The sequence below is a fragment of the Streptomyces sp. NA02950 genome (genome assembly GCF_013364155.1).
Taxonomy (GTDB): domain Bacteria; phylum Actinomycetota; class Actinomycetes; order Streptomycetales; family Streptomycetaceae; genus Streptomyces.
Genome location: NZ_CP054916.1, coordinates 9,345,832 through 9,366,018, shown reverse-complemented (window position 1 = coordinate 9,366,018; position 20,187 = coordinate 9,345,832). Strand labels below are relative to the sequence as shown.

Sequence of the window (20,187 nt, the reverse complement as noted above, 5' to 3'; positions counted from 1 at the left end):
GCCGGGTCTCGACGCCGTGTCGGTCCGCGATCGCCTGTCGCATCCGCGCGGCGATCGCGCCGAAGTCGGGGCCGACATCGGACCCGTCCTTCGGCGCGGCGAGCTCGTAGCACAGCACCACACTCTCGACGCTGTCGATGTCCACCGAGATGGCTGCCCCGCAGGAGGGTCGCAGCGCCGGTTCCGCGCGTTCCGCGGTGTGCTCCAGGTCCTGCGGGAGGTGGTTCTCACCGCGGATGACGATGACGTCCTTGCGTCGACCGGTGATGTAGAGCCTGCCGTCGAGGAGTACGCCGAGATCACCGCTCCGCAGACAGGGCTCGCCGGGTGTGTCCGCGAGGTGTGCGCCGAAGGTCGTCGCGGTCTCCCCCGGCCGGTTCCAGTACCCGGCCGCGACGCCTGGGCCCCGCAGCCAGATCTCACCGGTTCGGCCGTCGGGAACCGTCGTGCTGGTCGACGGGTCGACGACCAGCACTTCGGTCCCGGAAACCGGGTACCCGCAGCTGACCAGCGTGCTGCCCGGCTCATCCGCGGCGACAGGTGTCAGGGACCCGAGACGGAGTGCGGCCGGGTCGGCGCGCACGGCGGTCGGTTGTTCGGCTACCGGCGTCGACGTCACGATCAAGGTGGCCTCGGCCAGGCCGTAGCAGGGGAAGTGGGCGCTCGTGGCGAATCCCGCCGAGCGGAAGCCCGCGGCGAAGCGCCGGAGTGTCTCGTACCGGACCGGTTCCGCGCCGTTGTAGGCCACAGCCCAGCCGGACAGGTCCAGCTCGCCACGGTCCCGCTCGCCGACCCGCGCCAGACACAGCTCGTAGGCGAAGTTGGGACCGCCGCTGACGCGCGCGCGGTAGCGTTCGACGGCCCGCAACCAGGCGAGCGGGGAGCGGAGGAACGCCTCCGGCGGCATCAGCACCGACCGTGAGCCCAGGTACAGCGGCTGGAGCACGTTCGCGATCAGCCCCATGTCGTGGAACAGGGGCAGCCAGCCGACGAAGGTGGCGTCCCGGTCGTTGCCGCAGGCGATACGGATGGCGTGCTCGTTGGCCATGATGTTGGCGTGGGTGACCAGGACTCCACTCGGTGACCGGGTGGAGCCCGAGGTGTACTGGAGGAAGGCGACCGCGTCCGGCGCGGCACCGGGATCCGTCCACGTCTCGGCCGCGCTGTCCGGCACGGCCCGGACGTCGAGCCGGGACAGCCCGGCCAACGGCTCGGCGCTGTTGACCGGGTCGCACAGCGCCAGCGCGGGCGTGGCGTCCGTGCGGATGGCGGCGAGCCGTTCCGCGCCCGCCCGGCCCCGTCCCGAGTCGCAGGGCACCGCGACGGCGCCCGCGTACAGGCAGCCGAGGAAGGACTCGACGTACTCGATGCTCGACGGGTAGGCGATCAGCACGCGTTCGCCGCGGCACCCCCGGGCGGCCAGCTCCGCGGCGATCGCCCTGGCCCGTCGGTCGATGGTGCCGAAGTCGTGGCTCGCCGACTCGGTCACGCCGTCGGCGAGGAAGAGGTAGGCGGGGCGGGCGGGGGTGGCATCGGCGTGCCGCCGGGCGATGTCGACGATGGTGTCGTGCCGGTGGTCGGCGTGGCCGCTCGGACGGCCCGCCCCGATCTGCGTGCTCATCCGGACTCCTCCCCCGGGACGGTCGCGTTCTCGGCCAACTCGAGCGCCTCCCGGACCAGGTCGCGGTGGCGCACGGCGCGGAGCCGCTCCACGGTCACGGCGAGCGCCGCGAGGTCCGGCGCCTGGTAGACGGTCCGCACGGACAGGTCGATGCCGAACACCGTGACCAGCCGGAAGTGGAACCGGGTCACCAGCAACGAGTCGCCGCCGAGGTCGAAGAAGTTGTCGTGTGCGCCGATGGCGGTGGCGCTGGGCCAGCCGAGCACCTCGGCGACCAGGTCGGCGACGGTCCGCTCGGTCGGCGACTCGACCGGCCGGCCATGTGGTCGGTCCGGCGGCGGAACCGGCAAGGCCCGCTCGTCGAGCTTCCCGTTCCTGGTCAGCGGAAGCCGCTCCACCACGAGCGTCCGGGCGGGGACCAGGTGACGTGGCAGCATGGCGGACAAGAACGCCCGCACCGCCGCGGTGGACAGATCCGTCGCGGCGGCCTCGGGTTCGGCCACCAGGTAGGCGACCAACTGCAGCCGATCGCCGGTGCCCTGCGGCACCACCAGGCAGTCCAGCACCCCGGGGTGGGTCAGAACGGCGGCTTCGACCTCGCCGGGCTCCACGCGGTAACCGCGCAGGGAGAGCTGCTCGTCGCCACGGCCCAGGTAGTCCAGGTCGCCGGGCAGCACCCTTGCGAGGTCCCCGGAGTGGTACCTGCGGGCGCTCGGGTGCTGGGGTGCGGGCCGGTACCGGTCGGCGGTCAGCCCCGGGCGGCCGAGGTAGCCCCGTGTCAGGCCTGCCCCGCTCACCGCGATCTCGCCCTGTCCTCCGGCGAGCTGCGGGTTCCCGTCCTTGTCCAGCACGTCGACCCGCTGGCCGGGGACCGCCTGGCCCAGTGGGCTCGCGACGGGGCCGTCCACGTCAGCCGGGCGCAGGTGGCGGGCGGTGACGTGCACCGTGGTCTCGGTGATGCCGAACATGTTCACCAGCGCCGGCGTGCGCACGCCGCACCGGTCGAACCATGGTGCGAGCTTCGCGACCTCGCAGGACTCTCCGCCGAGAACAATCGCCGCCAGCGGTGTCCGGACCAGCCGGGACCGAAGCGCGGTGGGCAGTAGGGCGCGGAAGGCGCTCGGTGTCTGGCTCAGCACGCTGACCTGCTCGGTCGACACGGTCTGCCACAGCTCGTCCGGAGCGCGGACCACCCCCGGCGGCACGATCACCAGCCGTGCGCCGCTGGTCAGCGCGCCCCAGATCTCCCAGGCGGAGAAGTCGAAGGCCGGGGAGTGGAGCATGGCCCAGGTGTGTTGTCCCCCGCCGAGCTCCGGCAACGCGGCTCGGCACCCGGACAGGACCGACACGATATTGCGGTGGCTGACCAGCACGCCTTTGGGGCCTCCGGTCGACCCCGACGTGAACACCACGTAGGCCAGGTTGTCCGGGTGCACCTGCTGCCGGGCAGAACGGGCCGCCCCACGGTGTCCCAGCGGGTCGTGTCCCAGCGGGTCGAGGAACACGACCTCGGTGCGGAGTTCCGGGCTGTGGAGCACTGTCCGCTCGGTCACCACCAGCGAGAGGCCGGCCTCGGTGGCGAGCTCGGCCCGCCGCCGTGGCGGGTCGGCCGGGTCCATCGGCACGTACGCCGCGCCGGCCTTGAGGATCGCCAGCATCCCCACGACCAGGTCGATCGACGGTGCGACGCACAACCCCACCAGCGATTCCCGGCCGACGCCCCGGCCGACCAGAACCGCCGCCAGCCGGTCCGCGCGGGTGTCGAGCTGTCGGTAGCTGATCTGGGCACGATCATCGCTGATCGCCACCGCGTCCGGACGCTCGGCTGCGATCCGCTCGAACTCGAGGTGCAGACAGCCGGTTCCGACCGCAACCGCGGCGGGGGCGTCGGACAGGGCGGCAGGGGTCCACCGGTTCCACGACAACGGCAGGTCCGGTGCAGTGCCCGCCGCCTCCAGCGCGGCCACCGTCCTGGCCAGGACCTGCGCGGCGGTTGCGGGATGGACCCTGCCCTGCTCGAACTCCAGCTCCAGCTCCAGGTCGCCGTCGCCCGGCGACACCGTCAGGGTGAGCGGAAACTTCGCCGTGACCGGCGGAGAAGGCAGCACGGCCGCGGTCAGCCCCGGCAGCGCGATGCGGGACGCGGGGGTGTTCTGGTAGGCGACGGCGGCCTGCACGAGGGGGGTGTCGGCGAGCGAGCGGTCCGGACGCAGTGCGTCGACGATCCGCTCGAACGGGACCTCCTGGTCCTCCAGCCCCTGCCGGACGACCGCGGCTACCCGGTCCAGCAGGCCGGCGAAGCCGGAGGCACCGGACAGGTTGACGCGCAGCGGCAGCAGGTTGACGAAACAACCGGCCAGGTGGTCCAGCTCACGCCTGGTGCGCCCCGCGACCGGAGCGCCGACCACCAGCTCGCGCTGCCCGGACAGGCTGCCCAGCGCCAGCGCGAACGCGGTGAGCAGGACCGGGAACAGTGTCGTCCGCCGACGGGTGGCGAGCGCCCGGAGCTGTTCGGTCAGCGCTGCATCGACCCGGGCCGGCGCCGAGGCGGCAGGCCGACCCGATTCCGTGCCGGGCGCGCGGCCGAGCAGGTCCAGCCGGGCGGGTGCGCCGTCGAGCGCGGTGGTCCACCGGGCGAGCCGCGCACCGAAGTCGGGCGCCCTGGCCCGCTGCCGCTGCCAGGCGGCGTAGTCGCCGTACTGGACCGGGAGCGGGGCCAGGTCCGCGCGGGTCCCGGCGGCGTGCGCGCGGTACAGCTCGACGAGGTCGGACAGCAGCACCCCCAAGGACCACCCGTCAGTGGCGATGTGGTGCCGCACCAGGACCAGGTCGTGGTCCTCGGGACCGCGCCGGACCAGCACCGCCCTGATCACCGGCCCCGTCTCGAGGTCGAACGGGCGAGCGGTCAGCGCTGCCGCGATCCGACGACTCGCTGCCGTCGCCTCGGGGACGGGCCGGCCCGAGAGATCCACCAGCGGCAGCTCAGGCGCTGCGGCCGGGCACACCTCGGCGGTCGGCGCACCGTCCACAACGGGGTACTGGGTGCGCAGGACAGCGTGCCTGCGCACCAGTTGGCGCAACGCCGTGCGCAGGGCGGGAACTATGAGGACGCCGCTCAACCGCAGGTGCAGCGGGGAGTGGTAAGCGCTGGAGCCGGGATGGAGGCGGTGCATCAGCCACAGCCGCTCCTGACCGAAGGACAGCGGCGGTGTGCCGTCGAACACCGGGATGGCCTCTGCGGCGCGCAGCTCTCGCAGGATCTCGGACTTGTGCGCCACGATCTCCGCGCGCAGTTCGGCGGTGAGCACGGTGCGGGGCGCGGTGCACCGGAGATCGTCGCCGTCAGCCGTCACGGTGATGCCCCGACGGCGCAGGCCCGCCAGGAACTCCACGGTGCTCGCAGATGTGTTCACAGGAGCACCTCCTCCTCGTCCCCTCGTTCCTCGCCTCCGCGTCCGCTCGCGCCGTGCTCGATCGCCGCGGCCTGACCCGAGATCGTTGGCGCGTCGAACAGCTGGGCCATCGACAGCTCGACCCCGTACCGCTCCCGGACGGCCGACAGCAGCCGGAGCGCGACCAGCGAGTCGCCGCCGAGCTCGAAGAAGTCGTCGTCCGCGCCGATCGGGTCGTCGCCGAGCAGCGCCGCCCAGCAGGCGGCCACACCCCGTTCGACCGGCGTGCCGGGCTCCCGGTACACGGTGGACAGCGCGGTCCTGTCCCGCCGCGAACGGGCGATCCGCAGTCCTGCGACCGCAGCGCGGTGATCGTCGGTGCTGAACGCCTCGTGCCGGGCCAGCAGCGCCCCGAGATCCAGGGTGCAGACCAGCACCCGGGGCGACCGGTTGCCCGCGAGGATCCGGGCGAACAGCTCGGTCCCCTCGGACCGGCTGATCGCACCGAGGAGGTCGGCGCCGGGCGCTACGTGCTCGGGCGCGGCGGCCACGTCGTACCGCTGGACCAGCTTCTCCTGGACCGTGGCCCACATCCCAGCCTCGTCGGTCCAGTCGGTCCAGCCGATCGACACGGTCTGGCCGGGCCGCCGGGCCGCGCGGTGAGCGGCGAACGCGTCCAGGAAGTCGTTGCCGGCGACGTAGCCCACCTCGCCGAACTTCAGCTTGTGCAGGACGCTGCCGATAGACGAGCACAGCACGAAGAAGTCCAGCCGTCGGTCGCCAAGGATCGTGTCCAGCACGACCGGGCCGAGCACCTTCGACGCCATCGCCTCGTCGGTGGCGTGGCGGTCCCTCCGCTGGATGAGGCCCGCGGTGTCCGGAGCACCCGCGGCGTGCACCACCCCGGTGATCGGGCCGAACCTGCTCTCCGTCTCGGCGACCACCTCCCGCATCCGGGCCTCGTCGGCCACGTCGGCTCGCCGGAGCAACAGTTCGGCGCCGTTCGCGGTGAGCGCGGCCAGCCGTTCGGCCAGCCGCTCGGTGTCCCCGCCCGCCGGGTGCGCCGCCCGGTCCTCGGGTTCAGGGAACGGTGTGCGCCGGGTCAGTACCAGCGCACGCGCGGTGGGGGCGAGGTATTCGGCGACGCTCAGCCCGATGCCACCGAGCCCGCCGCAGATCAGGTAGACGCCACCGGGTTCCGGTGTGCGTGCGGGACCGAACGGCAGCGGGTGGTAGTCGCGCTCGAACCGCTGCCGTCCCCGGTAGGCGACCTCGGTGGGCGACGCGGGGTCCAGCAGTTCGGCCACGACCCGGTCCGCCAGGCCGGCGTCCGCGGCATCGACGTCGATCGCCGTGGCGGACACGCGGGGCAGTTCTCTGGGGATCACCTTGACCGCGGAGGCCACCGTCGCGTGTTCCGGGTGCGCCAGGTCGCCCAGCACGGCTTGCGCTCCCCTGGTGACCGACACCAGGCGCACCGGCTGAGTGCCCGTTTCGGCGCCGATGGCCTGGGCCAGGTGCAGCAGGCTGTGCAGCCCGGTGAGCTGGCCCTCTTTGACCGTCCCCAGGTCGAGGGGGCGGTCCACGCCTGCGGCTTCGTACGGCCACAGATGCACGATCAGCTGCGGTGCCCGGTCCTGCGCGGCCAGATCGGCGAGCAGTTCACGGTACCGCCGTTGATCGGTGCTCCAGGCCGGGTCCGCCCGGGCGAACACCGCGCGGACGCCCAGCGTGTCCAGCCGCGAAGCCACCTCCTGGCCGAGCGGTCCGTCCGACAGCAGCAGGCAGGTCGTACCGTCCCGACGGCGTGCGGCGGGGGCAGGTGCGGCGTGCCGCCAGCCGGGCAGGTGGGTCCAGTCGCCGGGGTCTTCGCGGCGCACCGGCTGCTGCCCGGCGCCGACGGTGTTGACGACGGGGGCCACAGCAGGGGCGGTAGCCAGAATGAGGGCGGCGTCGGGCCGCCCGGTGGCCGCGGTGCGCACCGTGGTGTCGGTGAAGCCCTGGCTCGCGAATGCCTCTCGCCAGCCGTCGACGTCCAGCAGCGGGCCGTGGTCGCTGGACCGGTCGGCATGGATCCACCACCCGGTCGTCAGCCCCCAGATCATCGGCAGCCAGCGGTCGTGCCGCACCGTCTCGATCAGGCCGAGCACTCCGCCCGGCGCCAGCAGAGACCTGAGGTTGCGCAGGCTGCGAGCCACGTCGGGGGTGGCGTGGACGACGTCGAGTCCGCACACCAGGTCGTACCCGGCGGAGTACCCCTGCGCGGCCGGGTCCCGGTCAATGTCGAGCACCCCGGTGGTCAGCGGCACACCGCGAGAGGCGGCCCCGTCTGCCAGCAGGTCCACGACCAACGGGGCGAGGTCGGTGGCGTGGTACTGCACGCGCTGCGGACCGAGACGCGTCGCCAGTTGCTGGGTGAGCGTGCCTTCGCCCGCACCGACCTCCAGCACCCGCAGCGGCCTGCCCACTTCGGCGGCGAGCCGTTCGAGCACGTCGCCGAGCATCCGGCCCAGCGCACCGGTCGACCGGTACTCGACGGTCCGCTCCCCCAGCTCGCGGCGCAGCAGGGCCCCGTCCGCACCGGGGTGGAGCACCCCGACGGCCGCGCGGGGATCCCGCAGCGCCTCCGGGTACGCCGCGGCGCAGTGCACCAACAGGTCGGCGAGGCCCTCGAACCCGGGATGACGATCGACCAGCCGGGCGTGCAGACGATCGGAATCGTGCGTGTCGGCGAGCGGGCGGAAGGTGAGCGTGTCGCCCTCCCGGTCCACCACCCCGTCCTCGCTCAGCACGGCGACCAAGAAGTCGCCGAATCGGGAGAGCTCCGGCGCCAGCCCGAGCGCGGCGCGCAGCTCGGCCACCTGGAGCCGCTCGCCCGCACGAGCGGCGATGCCCACCGCCCGCAGGTAGTCCAGCAGCAGCGCCCGGCACAGCGCCTCCAGGTCCGAGCGCAGCCCAGGGTGGTCGTCGATGTCGTCGGGCACGGGACCTGCCACCGCAGGCTCCGGCAGCAGTGCGGCCAGCCGTCCCGGCGCGGTCTCGCCAGGGGCCTCGATCCAGTAGCGCTCGTGCTGGAAGGGATATCCCGGCACGTGCGTGCGGAGCGGACGCTGCGGACGGTGGAACTCGGTCCAGTCCACCGGACAACCACGAGCCCACACGGCCCCCACCGCCCGCACCATGTGCTCGGTCTCCTGCTCGGGACGCGGGTTCTGCTCGGCGGGAGGCAGACAGCTACCGGTGAACACAGTGGGCGGACCGAGTCTGCGCGCGGCCAGTCTGCCCAGCCCGGTTCCCGGACCGAGTTCGACGAGTGCGGCGGGCGCCACCTCGGCGAGCCGCTGCACCGCGGCGTCGAAGAGCACCGGACGGCGCATCTGGGCGAGCCAGTACTCGGGACCGGCCACATCGGCCGGATCGGCCCAGTCGCCGGTGACGGTGGACAGGAACGGCAGGTGCGGGGCGTGGAACTCCGCCTCGGACAGCGCGGGCCGGAACAGATCCAGGACCTGGCCGATCACATCGGAGTGGCCGGCTTGCCGCATCGCCAGCATCGTGGTCCGCAGTCCGTCGGCGGTCAGCCGGGCGGCAAGCGCCTCCACCGCGTGGACGGTGCCGGAGACCACGCATCGGTCGGGGGCGTTGATCGCGGCCAGCGCAAGGCCGTCGTCGAGGACCGGCCGCAGCTCGTCGGCGCCGAGCGGTACGGCCAGCATCCGGCCCTCCGGGAGCGCGGACTGCACCTCGGAGCGAGCTACGACCAGGCGGAGCGCGGTGGGTAGTGAGAACACCCCGGCCACGGCGGCGGCGACGTACTCGCCGACGCTGTGCCCGACCATGCCGACCGGCTCGACGCCCCACTCGATCAGCGTCTGAGCCAGCGAGTAGCTCACCGAAAACCCGGCGATCTGGTCCGCGGGCGTCCCGCTCGAAACGTCGAGCAGCGCGCGCAGATCCACCGCGTGCTCGGCCAGCAGCCGCGCGCACTCGTCGAGGTGACGTCGGAACGCCGGTTCGCCGGCGGACAGCCCGGCGGCCATGCCCGGGTAGCCGTTGCCCTGCCCGGAGAACAGGAACGCGGCTCGTGCGTCGCCGATGACCGGCGTCGGTACTACCGGTGTGCGCAGTGCCGATGCGGCGGCCGCGCCGGAGGCGGCCACCACGACGCGTCGATGACGGTGTGCCCGCCTGCCCGCGAGGGTCGCGGAGACGTCGGCGAGGTCGAGACCGGGCTCGTGCAGCAACCACTCGGCCAGCTCGGTCCCCGCCTGGTCAAGTGCCGCCGCCGACCGGGCCGACAGCAGCAGCGGTTGGACCGGGCGCCGTTCGCTGTCCACGGCTTGTGCGGCAGGCGGCTGTTCGAGCACCACGTGTGCGTTCGTGCCGCCGATGCCGAACGAGCTCACCCCGGCGCGCCGGGGTGAGCTCCCCACCGGCCACGGGGCCGTTGCCGCGCTGACGTAGAACGGGGACCTCGCGAAGTCGATGGCGGGATTGGGTTCCTCGTAGTGCAGGGTGGCCGGGAGCACGCCGTCGCGCACCGCTCCGATGGCTTTGATCAGGCCGGCGACGCCCGCCGCCGCGTCGAGGTGCCCGACGTTGGTTTTCACCGAGCCGAGCGCGCAGAAGCCGGTGCGGTCCGTGGTGGCGCGGAACGCGGCGGTCAACGCCTCCACCTCGATCGGGTCCCCGATCGCTGTGCCCGTGCCGTGGGCCTCGACGTACCCGACACTCTCGGCCGAGATCCCGGCGGCGGCGTGGGCCTCGACGATCGCGTCGCGCTGTCCGCGCACGCCCGGCGCGGTGTAGCCCGCCTTGTGCCCGCCGTCGTTGTTCACCGCGGACCCGAGCAGCACCGCGTGCACCCGGTCACCGTCCCGCTGCGCGTCCGCCAGTCGCTTGAGCAGGACCAGACCGACGCCGCTGGCGCCGACCGTGCCCGAGGACGACCGGTCGAACGCCGCGCACCGACCGTCCGCCGAGTAGTAGCTGCCCTCGGCGTGTATGTACCCCTGGGCCTGCGGCACCTGGAGGGAGACCCCGCCCGCCGCCGCCATGTCGCACTCGAAGGACTGCAGGCTGCGCGCGGCCAGGTGCACGGCGACCAGGGAGGAGGAGCACGCCGAACCGACGGAGACGCTGGGGCCGGTCAGGCCCAGCTTGTAGGAGATCGTGGTGGCCGCGAAGTCCTTGTCGTTGTGGATGAGCAGCGGGAACCCTCCGAGATCCCGTAACAGGCCGTCGTTCGGCAGCAGGTTGCGCACCAGGTACGAGCTGAGCGCACTGGAGACGAACACTCCGACCGGGTCGTCCAGTGTTGCCGGGTCGTACCCCGCGGTGTCGAACAGGGTCCACGCCGCCTCGAGGCACATTCGGTGCTGGGGGTCCATCACCTCGGCCTCCTTCGGCGAGTAGCCGAAGAACTCCGCGTCGAACCCGGCGATGTCCCCGAGCACCCCCTCCGCGCCGACGAAGCGCGGGCGGGGCTCCGCCGCAGGGTCGGGGAACCGGGCGATGCTCTCGATCCCCGAGCTGACGTTGGCCCAGAACTGCTCGACGGTGTCCGCGCCGGGGAACCGGCCGCTCATCGAAATCACGGCGACCGGCTCCGGCGCCGCGGAATCTAGGGGTGAACTGGTCATGTCTGGCGCTCCCGTCCGAGTCCTGCCATGTACCTGCGGCGTCTGCCCCGGGCCAACGCCGGGTCGACCGCGGGCGGCCGGCACCCGCTGTCGACCGAGCGGATGAGGTGATCGACGTGGTCGGCGAGGCTGGCTATGTCGGGGAACTGGAACAGGTCGACCAACCGAAGTCCGGCGTGGACGGAGCCGACCAGCGCATGGTGCAGTCGCAGTAGGCCGAGGGAGTTCCCACCGAGGTCGAAGAACCCGTCGTGGACACCGATCCGCTCGACGCCGAGCACCCGCTGCCACTCCTGTGCGATGGCCCGCTCCAGCGCGTTCCCGGGAGCGCCCCCGCGGCGGCGTTCCTGGACCGCGGTGGCGGCGCGGCCGGCGAGTACGGCCCGGTCGACCTTGCCGTTGTCGTTGTGCGGCAGATCGGCCAGGACGACCAGCGCCGAGGGGATCATCACCGGCGGCAGCGCCGAGCGCAGCGCCGCCAGCACGTCGTCCGGGGACAACCGCTCTCCCGGCGTCGCGCTGGCGAACGCCACCAGCCGCCGGTTCGCGGGTTCCTCGCCATCCGGCAGGACGACCACGTCGCGGATCGGCGCCACCGTGCGGAGCACCTGTTCGATCTCGCCGAGCTCGATGCGCACCCCGCGCAGCTTGATCTGCGCGTCGCGGCGGCCGACGAAGACCAGTTGGCCGTCGGCGCGCTGCCGCACGAGGTCACCGGTGCGGTAGACACGGGTGCCCGGGTCGCCGAACGGGTCGGGGACGAACGCCTCGGCCGTTTTGGCGGGGAGGCCGCAGTAGCCGCGGGCGAGTGCGGGCCCGCCGATGAGCAGTTCCCCATTGACCAGGTCGGGAACCGGTTGGCCATGGTCATCCGCCACCCACGCGCGCACCGTGCCGATCGAGGTGCCGATGGTCGGCGGAGCACTGCCCGCGTCGACCACTCCCGCTGTCGCGTACGTGGTCGCTTCGGAAGGACCGTAGAGGTTGCGTACCACGGTGTGCATCGGGCGCCGCTGGAGCCGGTCGGCCAGCTCCCGCGGCAGCGGCTCGCCGGCCAGGTTCACCGCGTCGACCGCTCCGGGCACCCCGTCGACATCGAGCAGGGCCGCCACCGCCGAGGGCACGGAGTTCAGCAGGGTCGCTCCCGTGGCCGCAGGTGTCTCGGGGATGTGGAGCGCGTCCTCGGCCAGCACGACGGTCCCGCCGTGGGCCAGCGGCGCGAACAGCTCGAAGAAGGCGAGGTCGAAGCCGACAGAGGTGGTGGCGAGGACGCTGCGCAGCCCTTCCGCGCCGAACTCGGTCCCGGCCCAGCGCAGGAAGGCCGCAGCGCTGCGGTGCTCGATCGCGACACCTTTCGGCCGTCCGGTGGACCCCGAGGTGTACAGCACGTACGCCAGCGCCCGCGGCGGGACCGTCACCCGCGGCGCCGGGCCGGGCCGGGACACCGGGACCACGGGCGGCAGGAGCACTCCCTCGGCCCCGCGCCGGTCCAGCAGCTCCTCGTCACCGATGAGCAGCCGGGAGCCGGTTTCGGCGAGCATCAGCCGGACCCGCTGCGCGGGCTGCTCCACGCCGACCGGCAGGAACGCCGCACCCGCTTTCAGCACGCCGAGCAGGGCAGCGAGGATCGCCGGTGTCCTGGGGAGCCAGACACCGACCACCTCGTCCGGGCCGCAGCCCCGAGCGCGCAGGTCCGCGGCGATGCCGTCCGACCAGGCGTCCAGCTGCCGGTAGCTCACCTGGCATCGGCCGTGCACCACTGCCACCACGTCGGGGTGCTTGGCGGCTCTCGCCGCCACGAGACTGTGGACCAACTCGCCCGCACCGGGGTCGATCGCCGCGGGAGCGCGCAGGGCCCTCAGCTGCTGCGGAGTGGTCAACACCAGCCGGTGCACGGACCGCTCCGGATCGGCCAGCGCGGCGCTGAGCAGCGCCCGGAACTGGCGGCACCGACTGGCGAGTTCCGGTTCCGAACAGCACGCGCCGTCCGCCTCGAAAATCAAATCAATCCCCTCCGCGGTGTCCGCCGCGGTGACGGTCAGGTCGTACTTCGCCGCTGCGGCAGGCACGTCTACCAGCCGTGCCGCGACCTCCGGCAGGGACGGCGGCTCCGGAGGCTGCTGGTAGGCGAACAGCACCTGGAACAGCGGGGTGGTGTCGAGGTCTCGGTGTACGCCCAGCTCGTCGACGATCCGCTCGAACGCCACCCACCGGTGATCCAGCGCGTCGAGCACCGTGTTCCTGGCGCGGCGAAGGACGTCGTGGAAATCCGGTTCGCCGTGCAGCCGCAGGCGCAGGGGCAGCATGTTGATGAGCAGGCCGACCGCTCCCCGCGACAGCTCGCCCTCTCGCAAGGCAACCGGAGAACCCAGGACGACGTCCCGCTGTCCGCTGTAGCGGCCGACCCAACAGCCGAGCGCAGCCAGCAGCGCCATGAACCTGGTGCTGCCCGTGCGCCTACACAGCCGGTTCAACGCACCGATCTCCGCCCGTCCCAGCCGCTCGACGTGCCGGACCGGCCGGGTATGCCCGGCCGAGGTCCCGCCGAAGGGCGTGCTGCGTGGCGGCGCCCCGGCGAGCTCGGCCCGCCAGAACGCCACGGAACCGCTGTCCTGCTCCACCAGTTCCTGCTGCTGGGCGACGACTTGCCCATAGTCGGCCCCCGGCGCGGGCTGGGCGGCCGGCGTGCCGGTGACAGCGGCCTGGCACAGGGCTTGGAGCTCGTCGCGCACCACCTGGGCCGAACCTCCGTCGAACACCAGGTGATGCACCGAGAGCACGAGCAGGTGCCGGTGCGGCGCAAGCCGCAGGAGCAGCCAGGCCACGGGTGGACCTGCGGCCAGCGCGAAAGGGCGGGCCCCGATCTCCGTGAGCAGCCTGCGCACCTCCCGCTCGCCCCCGGCAGCGGCAACGTCGACCAGCCGCAGGCAAGGGGCGGCCGACGCCACCCGTTGGCTGGGGCCCTCGCCGTCATCGGCGAAGACCGCGCGCAGCATCTCGTGCCTGCGGCCGATCCGGCCGACCGCGTAGCGCAGCGCGAGCGGGTTGAGCGGTCCCACCAGCTCGATGGCGGTGCAGATCGTGTACGCCGGATTGCCCGGCGCCAGCTGCTGGAGGAACCACAACCGCTGCTGGGCTGTCGTGAGCGGTACTGGCGGCTCAAGGCTGGTCGCCGTTGCCGGGCTCATCCGCGGCTACTTCCAGCGGCTGCTGTGGGATACCGGGCGCCGTCCACCTCGAGCGCGAACTCGGCGATGGTCGGCGCGTCGAGCAGCTTGCGCACCGACAACGAGGTCCCGAACAGCTTGTTGGTCGCCGCGATCACCTGCATCGCACGCAGCGACTCGCCGCCGACGTCGAAGAAGTGGTGGTGCACCCCGACCCGGTCGAGCTTGAGCACCGTGGACCAGATGTCGGTCAGCAGTTGTTCGGTCTCCGTCCTCGGCGAAGTGAGCGGCAGCTCGGTCGCCGGTTCCGGCTCGGGCAGCAGGGCACGGTCGACCTTCCCCGTGCTGGTCAGCGGGACGGTGTCGAGGACCACGCAGGCGCTGGGCACCATGTACCGCGGCAGCCGGTCCCGCACGTACTGCTGTAGCTCCGCCTGCTCGGGCCGCTCGTCCGCGTCCGGCAGCACATAGGCCACGAGCTGTTTCTCGCCGTCCCCACCGCGGGCGACCACGATCGACCGTTGCAGCGCCGGGTGGGTGTCCAGGACGGCTTCGACCTCCGCCGGTTCCACCCGGAAACCGCGGATCTTGACCTGGTGGTCGATCCGGCCGAGGAACTCGAGGTCGCCGGTGGGCAGGAAGCGGCCGACGTCGCCGGTCGCGTACCGCCGGGCACCGGGTACCCGGCTGTGCGGATCCGGTTGGAACACCACCGCCGTGTCGGCCGGGCGGCCCAGGTAGCCGCGGGCCACAGTGGCCCCACCGATGTGCAGCTCGCCCGACACCGCCACCGGCGTCGGCCGACCGTGCTGGTCCAGCACCCGGACCTGGGTGTTCGCCACTGGGCGCCCGATCGGCAGATGCGGCTCCCCGGCGTCGGGCGTGCCGGTCCACACCGTGCTCCACACCGTTGCCTCGGTGGGGCCGTACTCGTTGGACAGCAGACAGCCCGCCGCCTTCTCCTGGCACTCCCGGTGCAGGGCGGCCGGTGCCGCCTCCCCCGCGGTGATCACCCGGGCCAGCGATCCGAGCTCCCCCGGCGCGGCCTGATCCAGCAGCGGGCCGAGCAGGGACGGGATTCCGAGGGTGTGAGTAGGCCGCGACCGGGCGATCGCACCGACCGTGCTCACCGGGTCGAGCTGGGTGCCCTCCGCCGGCAGGACCAGGGTCCCCCCGGTGGTCAACGTCCAGAAAATCCCGGCGACGGAACTGTCGAAAGCGAACGAAGACAGCAGCAGGAAGCGTTCGGGCGGCTCAGGATAGGCCACGCTCCTGGCCTGGATCGAGGCCAGCACGTTGCGGTGCTCGACCACGACGCCCTTCGGCTCGCCGGTCGAGCCCGACGTGTAGATAACGTAGGCCGCGTCGGCGGCGCAGACACCCGCGTCCGGGAGGCGCTTCGCTTCTGCTCCGGTGGGGTTGCGATCCGGCGTGAACAGATCGATCCCCGCCGGTACCCGGGAATCGAGGCGCCGCTCGGCGAGCACCACCGCGGCCCCGCTGCTCGCCAGGAGCGCCGCGGTACGCTCGTCCGGCTGGGTCGGGTCGAGCGGCAAATAAGCGGCACCGGCCTTGAGCACCCCCAGCAGGAAGGCGATCTGTTCGGGTGAGCGTTCGGCGAAGACTCCGACCACGTGATTGCGGCCCACTCCCCGCCGGCGCAGCCCGTGCGCGATGCGGTCGGCCCACCGATCGAGCGCCCTATAGCTGACCGTCGCGCCGTCCGCCTCCACCGCGATCCGGTCCGGCGTCACCATGGCCTGTACGGCCACCGCCTCGTGCACACACCGTTCCGGCAGCGGGGTGACCTCGCCGCGGACGAACCCGTCGAGCAGCTCGCGGTCCCGGTTGGGCAACTGGTCGAGAGCGTCGAAGCGGGCGGTGGGGTCGGCCGCGATCGCTTCCATCACCAGCACATAGCAGTCCCGGATGCTCTCCATCACCTCGGCGGAGAACTGCAGGCTGTCGTACTCGATCCGCACCTCCAGCTCGCCCGTCTCCCGGTGCAGTCGGAAGATCCCACAGAACGGGAAGGTCGACTCGCCGTAGAGTTCGTTCTCCACGTGCGCGACCCCGCGCTCGGTCCACCGGTCCAGCACCCCGAACACGTGGTAGTTGGTGAAGAAGAACAGCGACTCGGCCAGTGGTTCGTTGCCCTGGTGCCGCTTCAACTCGGCCATGGGCAGCCGCCGGTAGGGCATCGACACCTGCTCGGACCGCAGCGTGTCCTCGATCAACTTCCGCCAGCTGCCGCCCGCCATCCGGACCCGCAGCGCCAGGCTGTTGACGAACAGCCCGATCGCGGTACTACCGTCGACCGCTTCGGGCCTGCCGTTGGTCACCGTGTACGTCAGCGTGTCGATGTTGCCGCCGTAGGCCGACATCACCGCGAGGTGCGCCGCCAGCAGGACACTCTTCAGCGGCACCGCGAGGCCGGTGGCCACCCGCTTGAGGCCGTCGGAGAGTTCGCACCCGACCGGCACCACGATCCGGACGATCTCGCGTTCGCCCTTGTCGGCTGTCGGCCCGCTCCCGACCCTGGGCAGCCGCATGAGCGTCGCGTCGGCCAGGTAGTCGTTCCAGAAGTCGTAGTTCTCCCTCTTGTCCAACGCCTCCAGCTCGAGAGCGACGGCGTCGCGCATCCCGGACGTCGGCGGCTTGATCGCGATGGGCTCGTCGTAGACGAGCGAGAAGTAGTGGCTGAACAGCTCGGTGATCATCAACGCCTCACTCCAGCCGTCGACGATCTCGTGGTGGAACCCGTAGGTGAACTGGAAGTCGCCGTCGCCGCGCAGGTGCACCATGAACCGGATCAGCGGATAGTCGTGCAGCTCGAAGCCGCGTAACCGCTCCCGGTCGACCCACGCGGTGACCCGGTCCTCCTGCGCCGGTTCCGGCATGCCGCACAGGTCCTCGAAGTACAGCGGGGTCTGGAAGTCGCTGTGCACCAGCTGCAGGGGCCGGGAGTAGGTGGTCATGTCGAATGAGGTGCGCAGCATCGGGTGGCGTTCGACCAGCTGACGCACCACGGTGCGCATCACGTCCAGGTCGAACGGCGCGCGCAGACGGACCGAGGCGATGGCGTGGTACACGGCGGACTTCGCGGCGAAGTCCCGGTGGAAGATCATCCCTTCCTGCAACAGGCTGAGCGGGAAGGCATCCGCGACCTCGGCGGGCAGTCGCTCCCGGTCCTCCTCGGAGATGAGCACGAACGGCGCGGTGACCGGTGGGCCGGCATCCGGCTGTTTGAGATCCAGCGCGGCGGCGCAGTCGGCGATGACCGGGTTCTCGTGCAAGGTGGCGACCGTGACGTCCAGGCCGCTGGCCTGCGCCCGGCTGGAAACCATCACGCTGCGGATGGAGTCACCGCCGAGCAGGAAGTAGTTGTCGGCCGCCCCGACCCGGTCCACGCCGAGCACGGTGGCCACCGCTCCGGCCAGGATCTCTTCGGTCTCCGTCTGAGGGGCCACGTACTCGGCTGCCTGCCTGCTCCCCTTCGCAGGCTTGGGCAGCGCGGCCCGGTCGAGCTTGCCGTTGGCCGTCACGGGCAGCGCGTCGAGGAGCACGACCGCCGCCGGGACCATCGGCTCGGGCAACCGGTCGCGGCAGTGCCGGACCAGCGCGGCCGAGGACAGCACGGGGTCCCCGTCCATGCCGCCCTTCTGCTTGCCGGGCACCACGTAGCCCACCAGCTGCAACTCGCCCACGAGCGGGGACGACCCGCCGGGGTCCTCGTCCCGGCGGGCGACGACCACCGCCTGACCGACTCCCGGGTAAGCGCGGAGAACCTCCTCGATCTCCTTCGGCTCCACGCGCACGCCGCGGACCTTGACCTGCTCATCGAACCGGCCGAGGTACTCCAGGGCCCCGTCCGCACGGCGGCGACCCACGTCGCCGGTCTGGTAGAGCCGCGAGCCCGGTGTGCCGAAACGGTCCGGCACAAACCGCTGCTCGGTAAGTTCCGGCTGCCCGAGGTAGCCGTCGGCCACCCCGGCACCGCCGAGGAAGATCTCGCCGACCGCCCCGTCCGGCACCAGGTGCTTCCGCGGGTCCAACAGGTACACCCGCGTGTTGGCTATCGGTGTGCCGACAGGCACCGTGCCGTGCCGCGGCGCTGCCACGTCCGCCCAGTGGGCGATGCTGCCCACCACGGTTTCAGTGGGCCCGTACTCGTTGACCACTGTCGATCCCGCGTCGAGGAACGGAGCAGCGCTCTGCGCGCGCAGAGCCTCCCCTCCCACTACGACGGTGCGCACGCTGTCGGTGATCTCCTCCGCGGTGACCAGCTGGCCGACGATGTCCAGATGCGTCGGCGTCAGCTTGACCATGCTGAGGTCGCGACGTGTGCGCAGCATTCCCGCCAGCCCGGTGACCCCCGCGCTCTCCGGCAGCAGGACGACCGACTGCCCGACGATCAGAGGGCCGAGCAGACCGGTCAGCGTCAGGTCGAAGCTGATCGAGGTGTGCACCAGCACGCCGTTGCCCTGGTCGAGCCGGTAGGCGGTGGCGGCCCAGGAGAGGTAGTTCGCCAGGCCCCGGTGCGGTACGACCACGCCATTGGGCCGGCCGGTGGTGCCCGAGGTGTACAGCACGTACGCGGTGTCGTCGCCGGTCACAGCAATCCCGGGCGGAGCGGTCGGCTGCCCGGCGAGTTCGGCCGGGTTCCCATCCAGCGCGAGCGCGGGGACGTCTTGCCGGTCGAGGCCGTCGAGCACCGGACCGGTTGCCAGCACCGCCTTCGGCGCTGTCTGTTCGATCGCCAGTGTGAGCCTGGCCGGCGGGTAGCCGACGTCGACCGGGACGAACGCGGCCCCGGACTTGAGGACACCGAGCAGGGCCACGAGCAGTTCCGGCGACCGCCCGAGTGACACGACCACCCTGTCGCCACGCCCGACCCCGCGCTGCCGCAGGCAGTGGGCGAGTTGGTTGGCCCTGACATCGAGCTCGATGTAGGTGAGCTCCGCTCTGTCGAACTCGACGGCGACCCGGTCGGGGTGTAGCTCAGCCTGGTGTGCGATGAGTTCGTGTACGGCCTGGTCCGGCACCTCGGCCTCCGGACCTGCCGCCGCGCCGAGCACGGCCTCCCGTTGCTCCGACGACAGCAGTTCGAACGCGCCGATCGACGTCGTGCCGTCCACCAGGGCCGTGTTGAGCACCGTCACGAACGCATCGGCCACCGCCAACGCCGTGGCCTGGTCGACCAGAGCGGCGTCGTACCGCACGGTGATCTCGAGCGCTTCGTCCGAGCGCACACAGGTGAGCGACAATGCGCCCGAGTCAGCCTGTTCCAGTCCGGTGACGGTCCACCGCGGACCGGACTCGTACACCGGCGCGCCGAGGGCGTGGAAGCTGAACCGTGGCAGCACCTGTCCGGCTGCGTTGTCCGCCACCAGTTCCGGGTCCAAGTAGTCGACGCGCTGCTCGGCCCAGCGGAACCACTCGGCCGTGTCCCGAGCGACCGTCGTAAACGTTTGTGACGCCGTGAGTTCGCCGCGCAGCGGCACGTCACGTTCGAAGGCGCCGACCGCGCGCTCGAGCCAGGGGAAGCCACGGCCCGGCCGCGTCATCAGGACCAGGCCGTCGTGTTCCCCGCTCACACGCCACACCGCGGTCCGGAACGCGGCGGCCAGCACGGCCTCGGCGTCGATCTCGTGCTCGGCGGCGAATTCATCGAGGGCATGGACGCAGGGCACGGGAGCCAGCCGGAACGACCGGTGCGCAACCGTGTCCTCACCGGTGGTGGTCCGCGGCAGCGCACCGTCGCCGTCCAGGAGGTCGGCCCAGGCTGCGCGATCGGCGACACCCTCGGGCGCGGTGAGCAGTTCGTTGTGCCAGGAGGAGAAGTCCGCGTACTGGAGGACGTCCCCGGAATGCTTCTCGTCCCTCCGGTAGGCCGCGACGAGGTCCGCCGCGACCAGCTGCAGCGAACCGAGATCGGCGTTCAGAGGGTGGGCGGTCAGCAGGAGCACCGCCTGGTGGACGCCGGTCCCGGCCAGTACCGCGCGAAAGCCTTCGCCGGGCCCGCTGTCGACCGACCGCCGCTCCGCCGCGGCCAGTTCGATCAGTTCCCGGCTGGGCTCTCCGCTCGTCGGCGCACGCAGCTCGACGGCACGCAGCTCGACGACCGAGGGATCGCTGATGACCTGTGCGGGCGCTCGCCTACCCGCGTGGGAGACGAAGCTGGTGCGCAATGATTCGTGTGTGCCCACCACCATGCCCAGTGCGGCGTCCATCCGACCGCGCTCCAGCTCGCCGTCCAGCCGCACACACACTTGTACGGCGTTGACGGCATTACCGGTGGCGCACTGCGACCACAGCGCGCGCTGCCGGGGCGAAACGGCGAACCCGGGACTTTCCTGCTCCAT

At 72.1% G+C, this 20,187-nt stretch carries 5 protein-coding genes (1 of these 5 only partly in view); all 5 read right to left on the bottom strand.

The window, feature by feature from the left end:
* Tightly spaced (each overlapping or abutting the next), the 5 genes in view from HUT19_RS40180 to HUT19_RS40160 form a layout consistent with a single transcriptional unit that may run on beyond the window.
* Positions 1-1,621, bottom strand: the beginning of a protein-coding gene (locus HUT19_RS40180; protein WP_176186131.1) for a non-ribosomal peptide synthetase. The gene continues 6,644 nt to the left of window position 1, outside the view; 1,621 of the gene's 8,265 nt are visible here — the first part of the coding sequence; it begins with the start codon at positions 1,619-1,621; the stop codon falls past the left edge of the window.
* Positions 1,618-5,034 (bottom strand): non-ribosomal peptide synthetase, encoded by a 3,417-nt coding sequence (locus HUT19_RS40175; protein WP_176186129.1) that lies wholly within the window; start codon positions 5,032-5,034, stop codon positions 1,618-1,620. The genes HUT19_RS40180 and HUT19_RS40175 overlap by 4 nt, the downstream gene beginning before the upstream one ends.
* A complete protein-coding gene (locus HUT19_RS40170; RefSeq protein ID WP_176186127.1) occupies positions 5,031-10,655 on the bottom strand; it encodes a type I polyketide synthase in 5,625 nt (1,874 codons plus the stop codon). Before HUT19_RS40170 ends, HUT19_RS40175 begins: the two co-directional genes overlap by 4 nt.
* Positions 10,652-13,843, bottom strand: coding sequence for a non-ribosomal peptide synthetase (locus tag HUT19_RS40165; RefSeq protein WP_176186125.1), 3,192 nt, complete (start codon positions 13,841-13,843; stop codon positions 10,652-10,654). Before HUT19_RS40165 ends, HUT19_RS40170 begins: the two co-directional genes overlap by 4 nt.
* Positions 13,840-20,187 (bottom strand): non-ribosomal peptide synthetase, encoded by a 6,348-nt coding sequence (locus tag HUT19_RS40160; RefSeq protein WP_217712342.1) that lies wholly within the window; start codon positions 20,185-20,187, stop codon positions 13,840-13,842. Before HUT19_RS40160 ends, HUT19_RS40165 begins: the two co-directional genes overlap by 4 nt.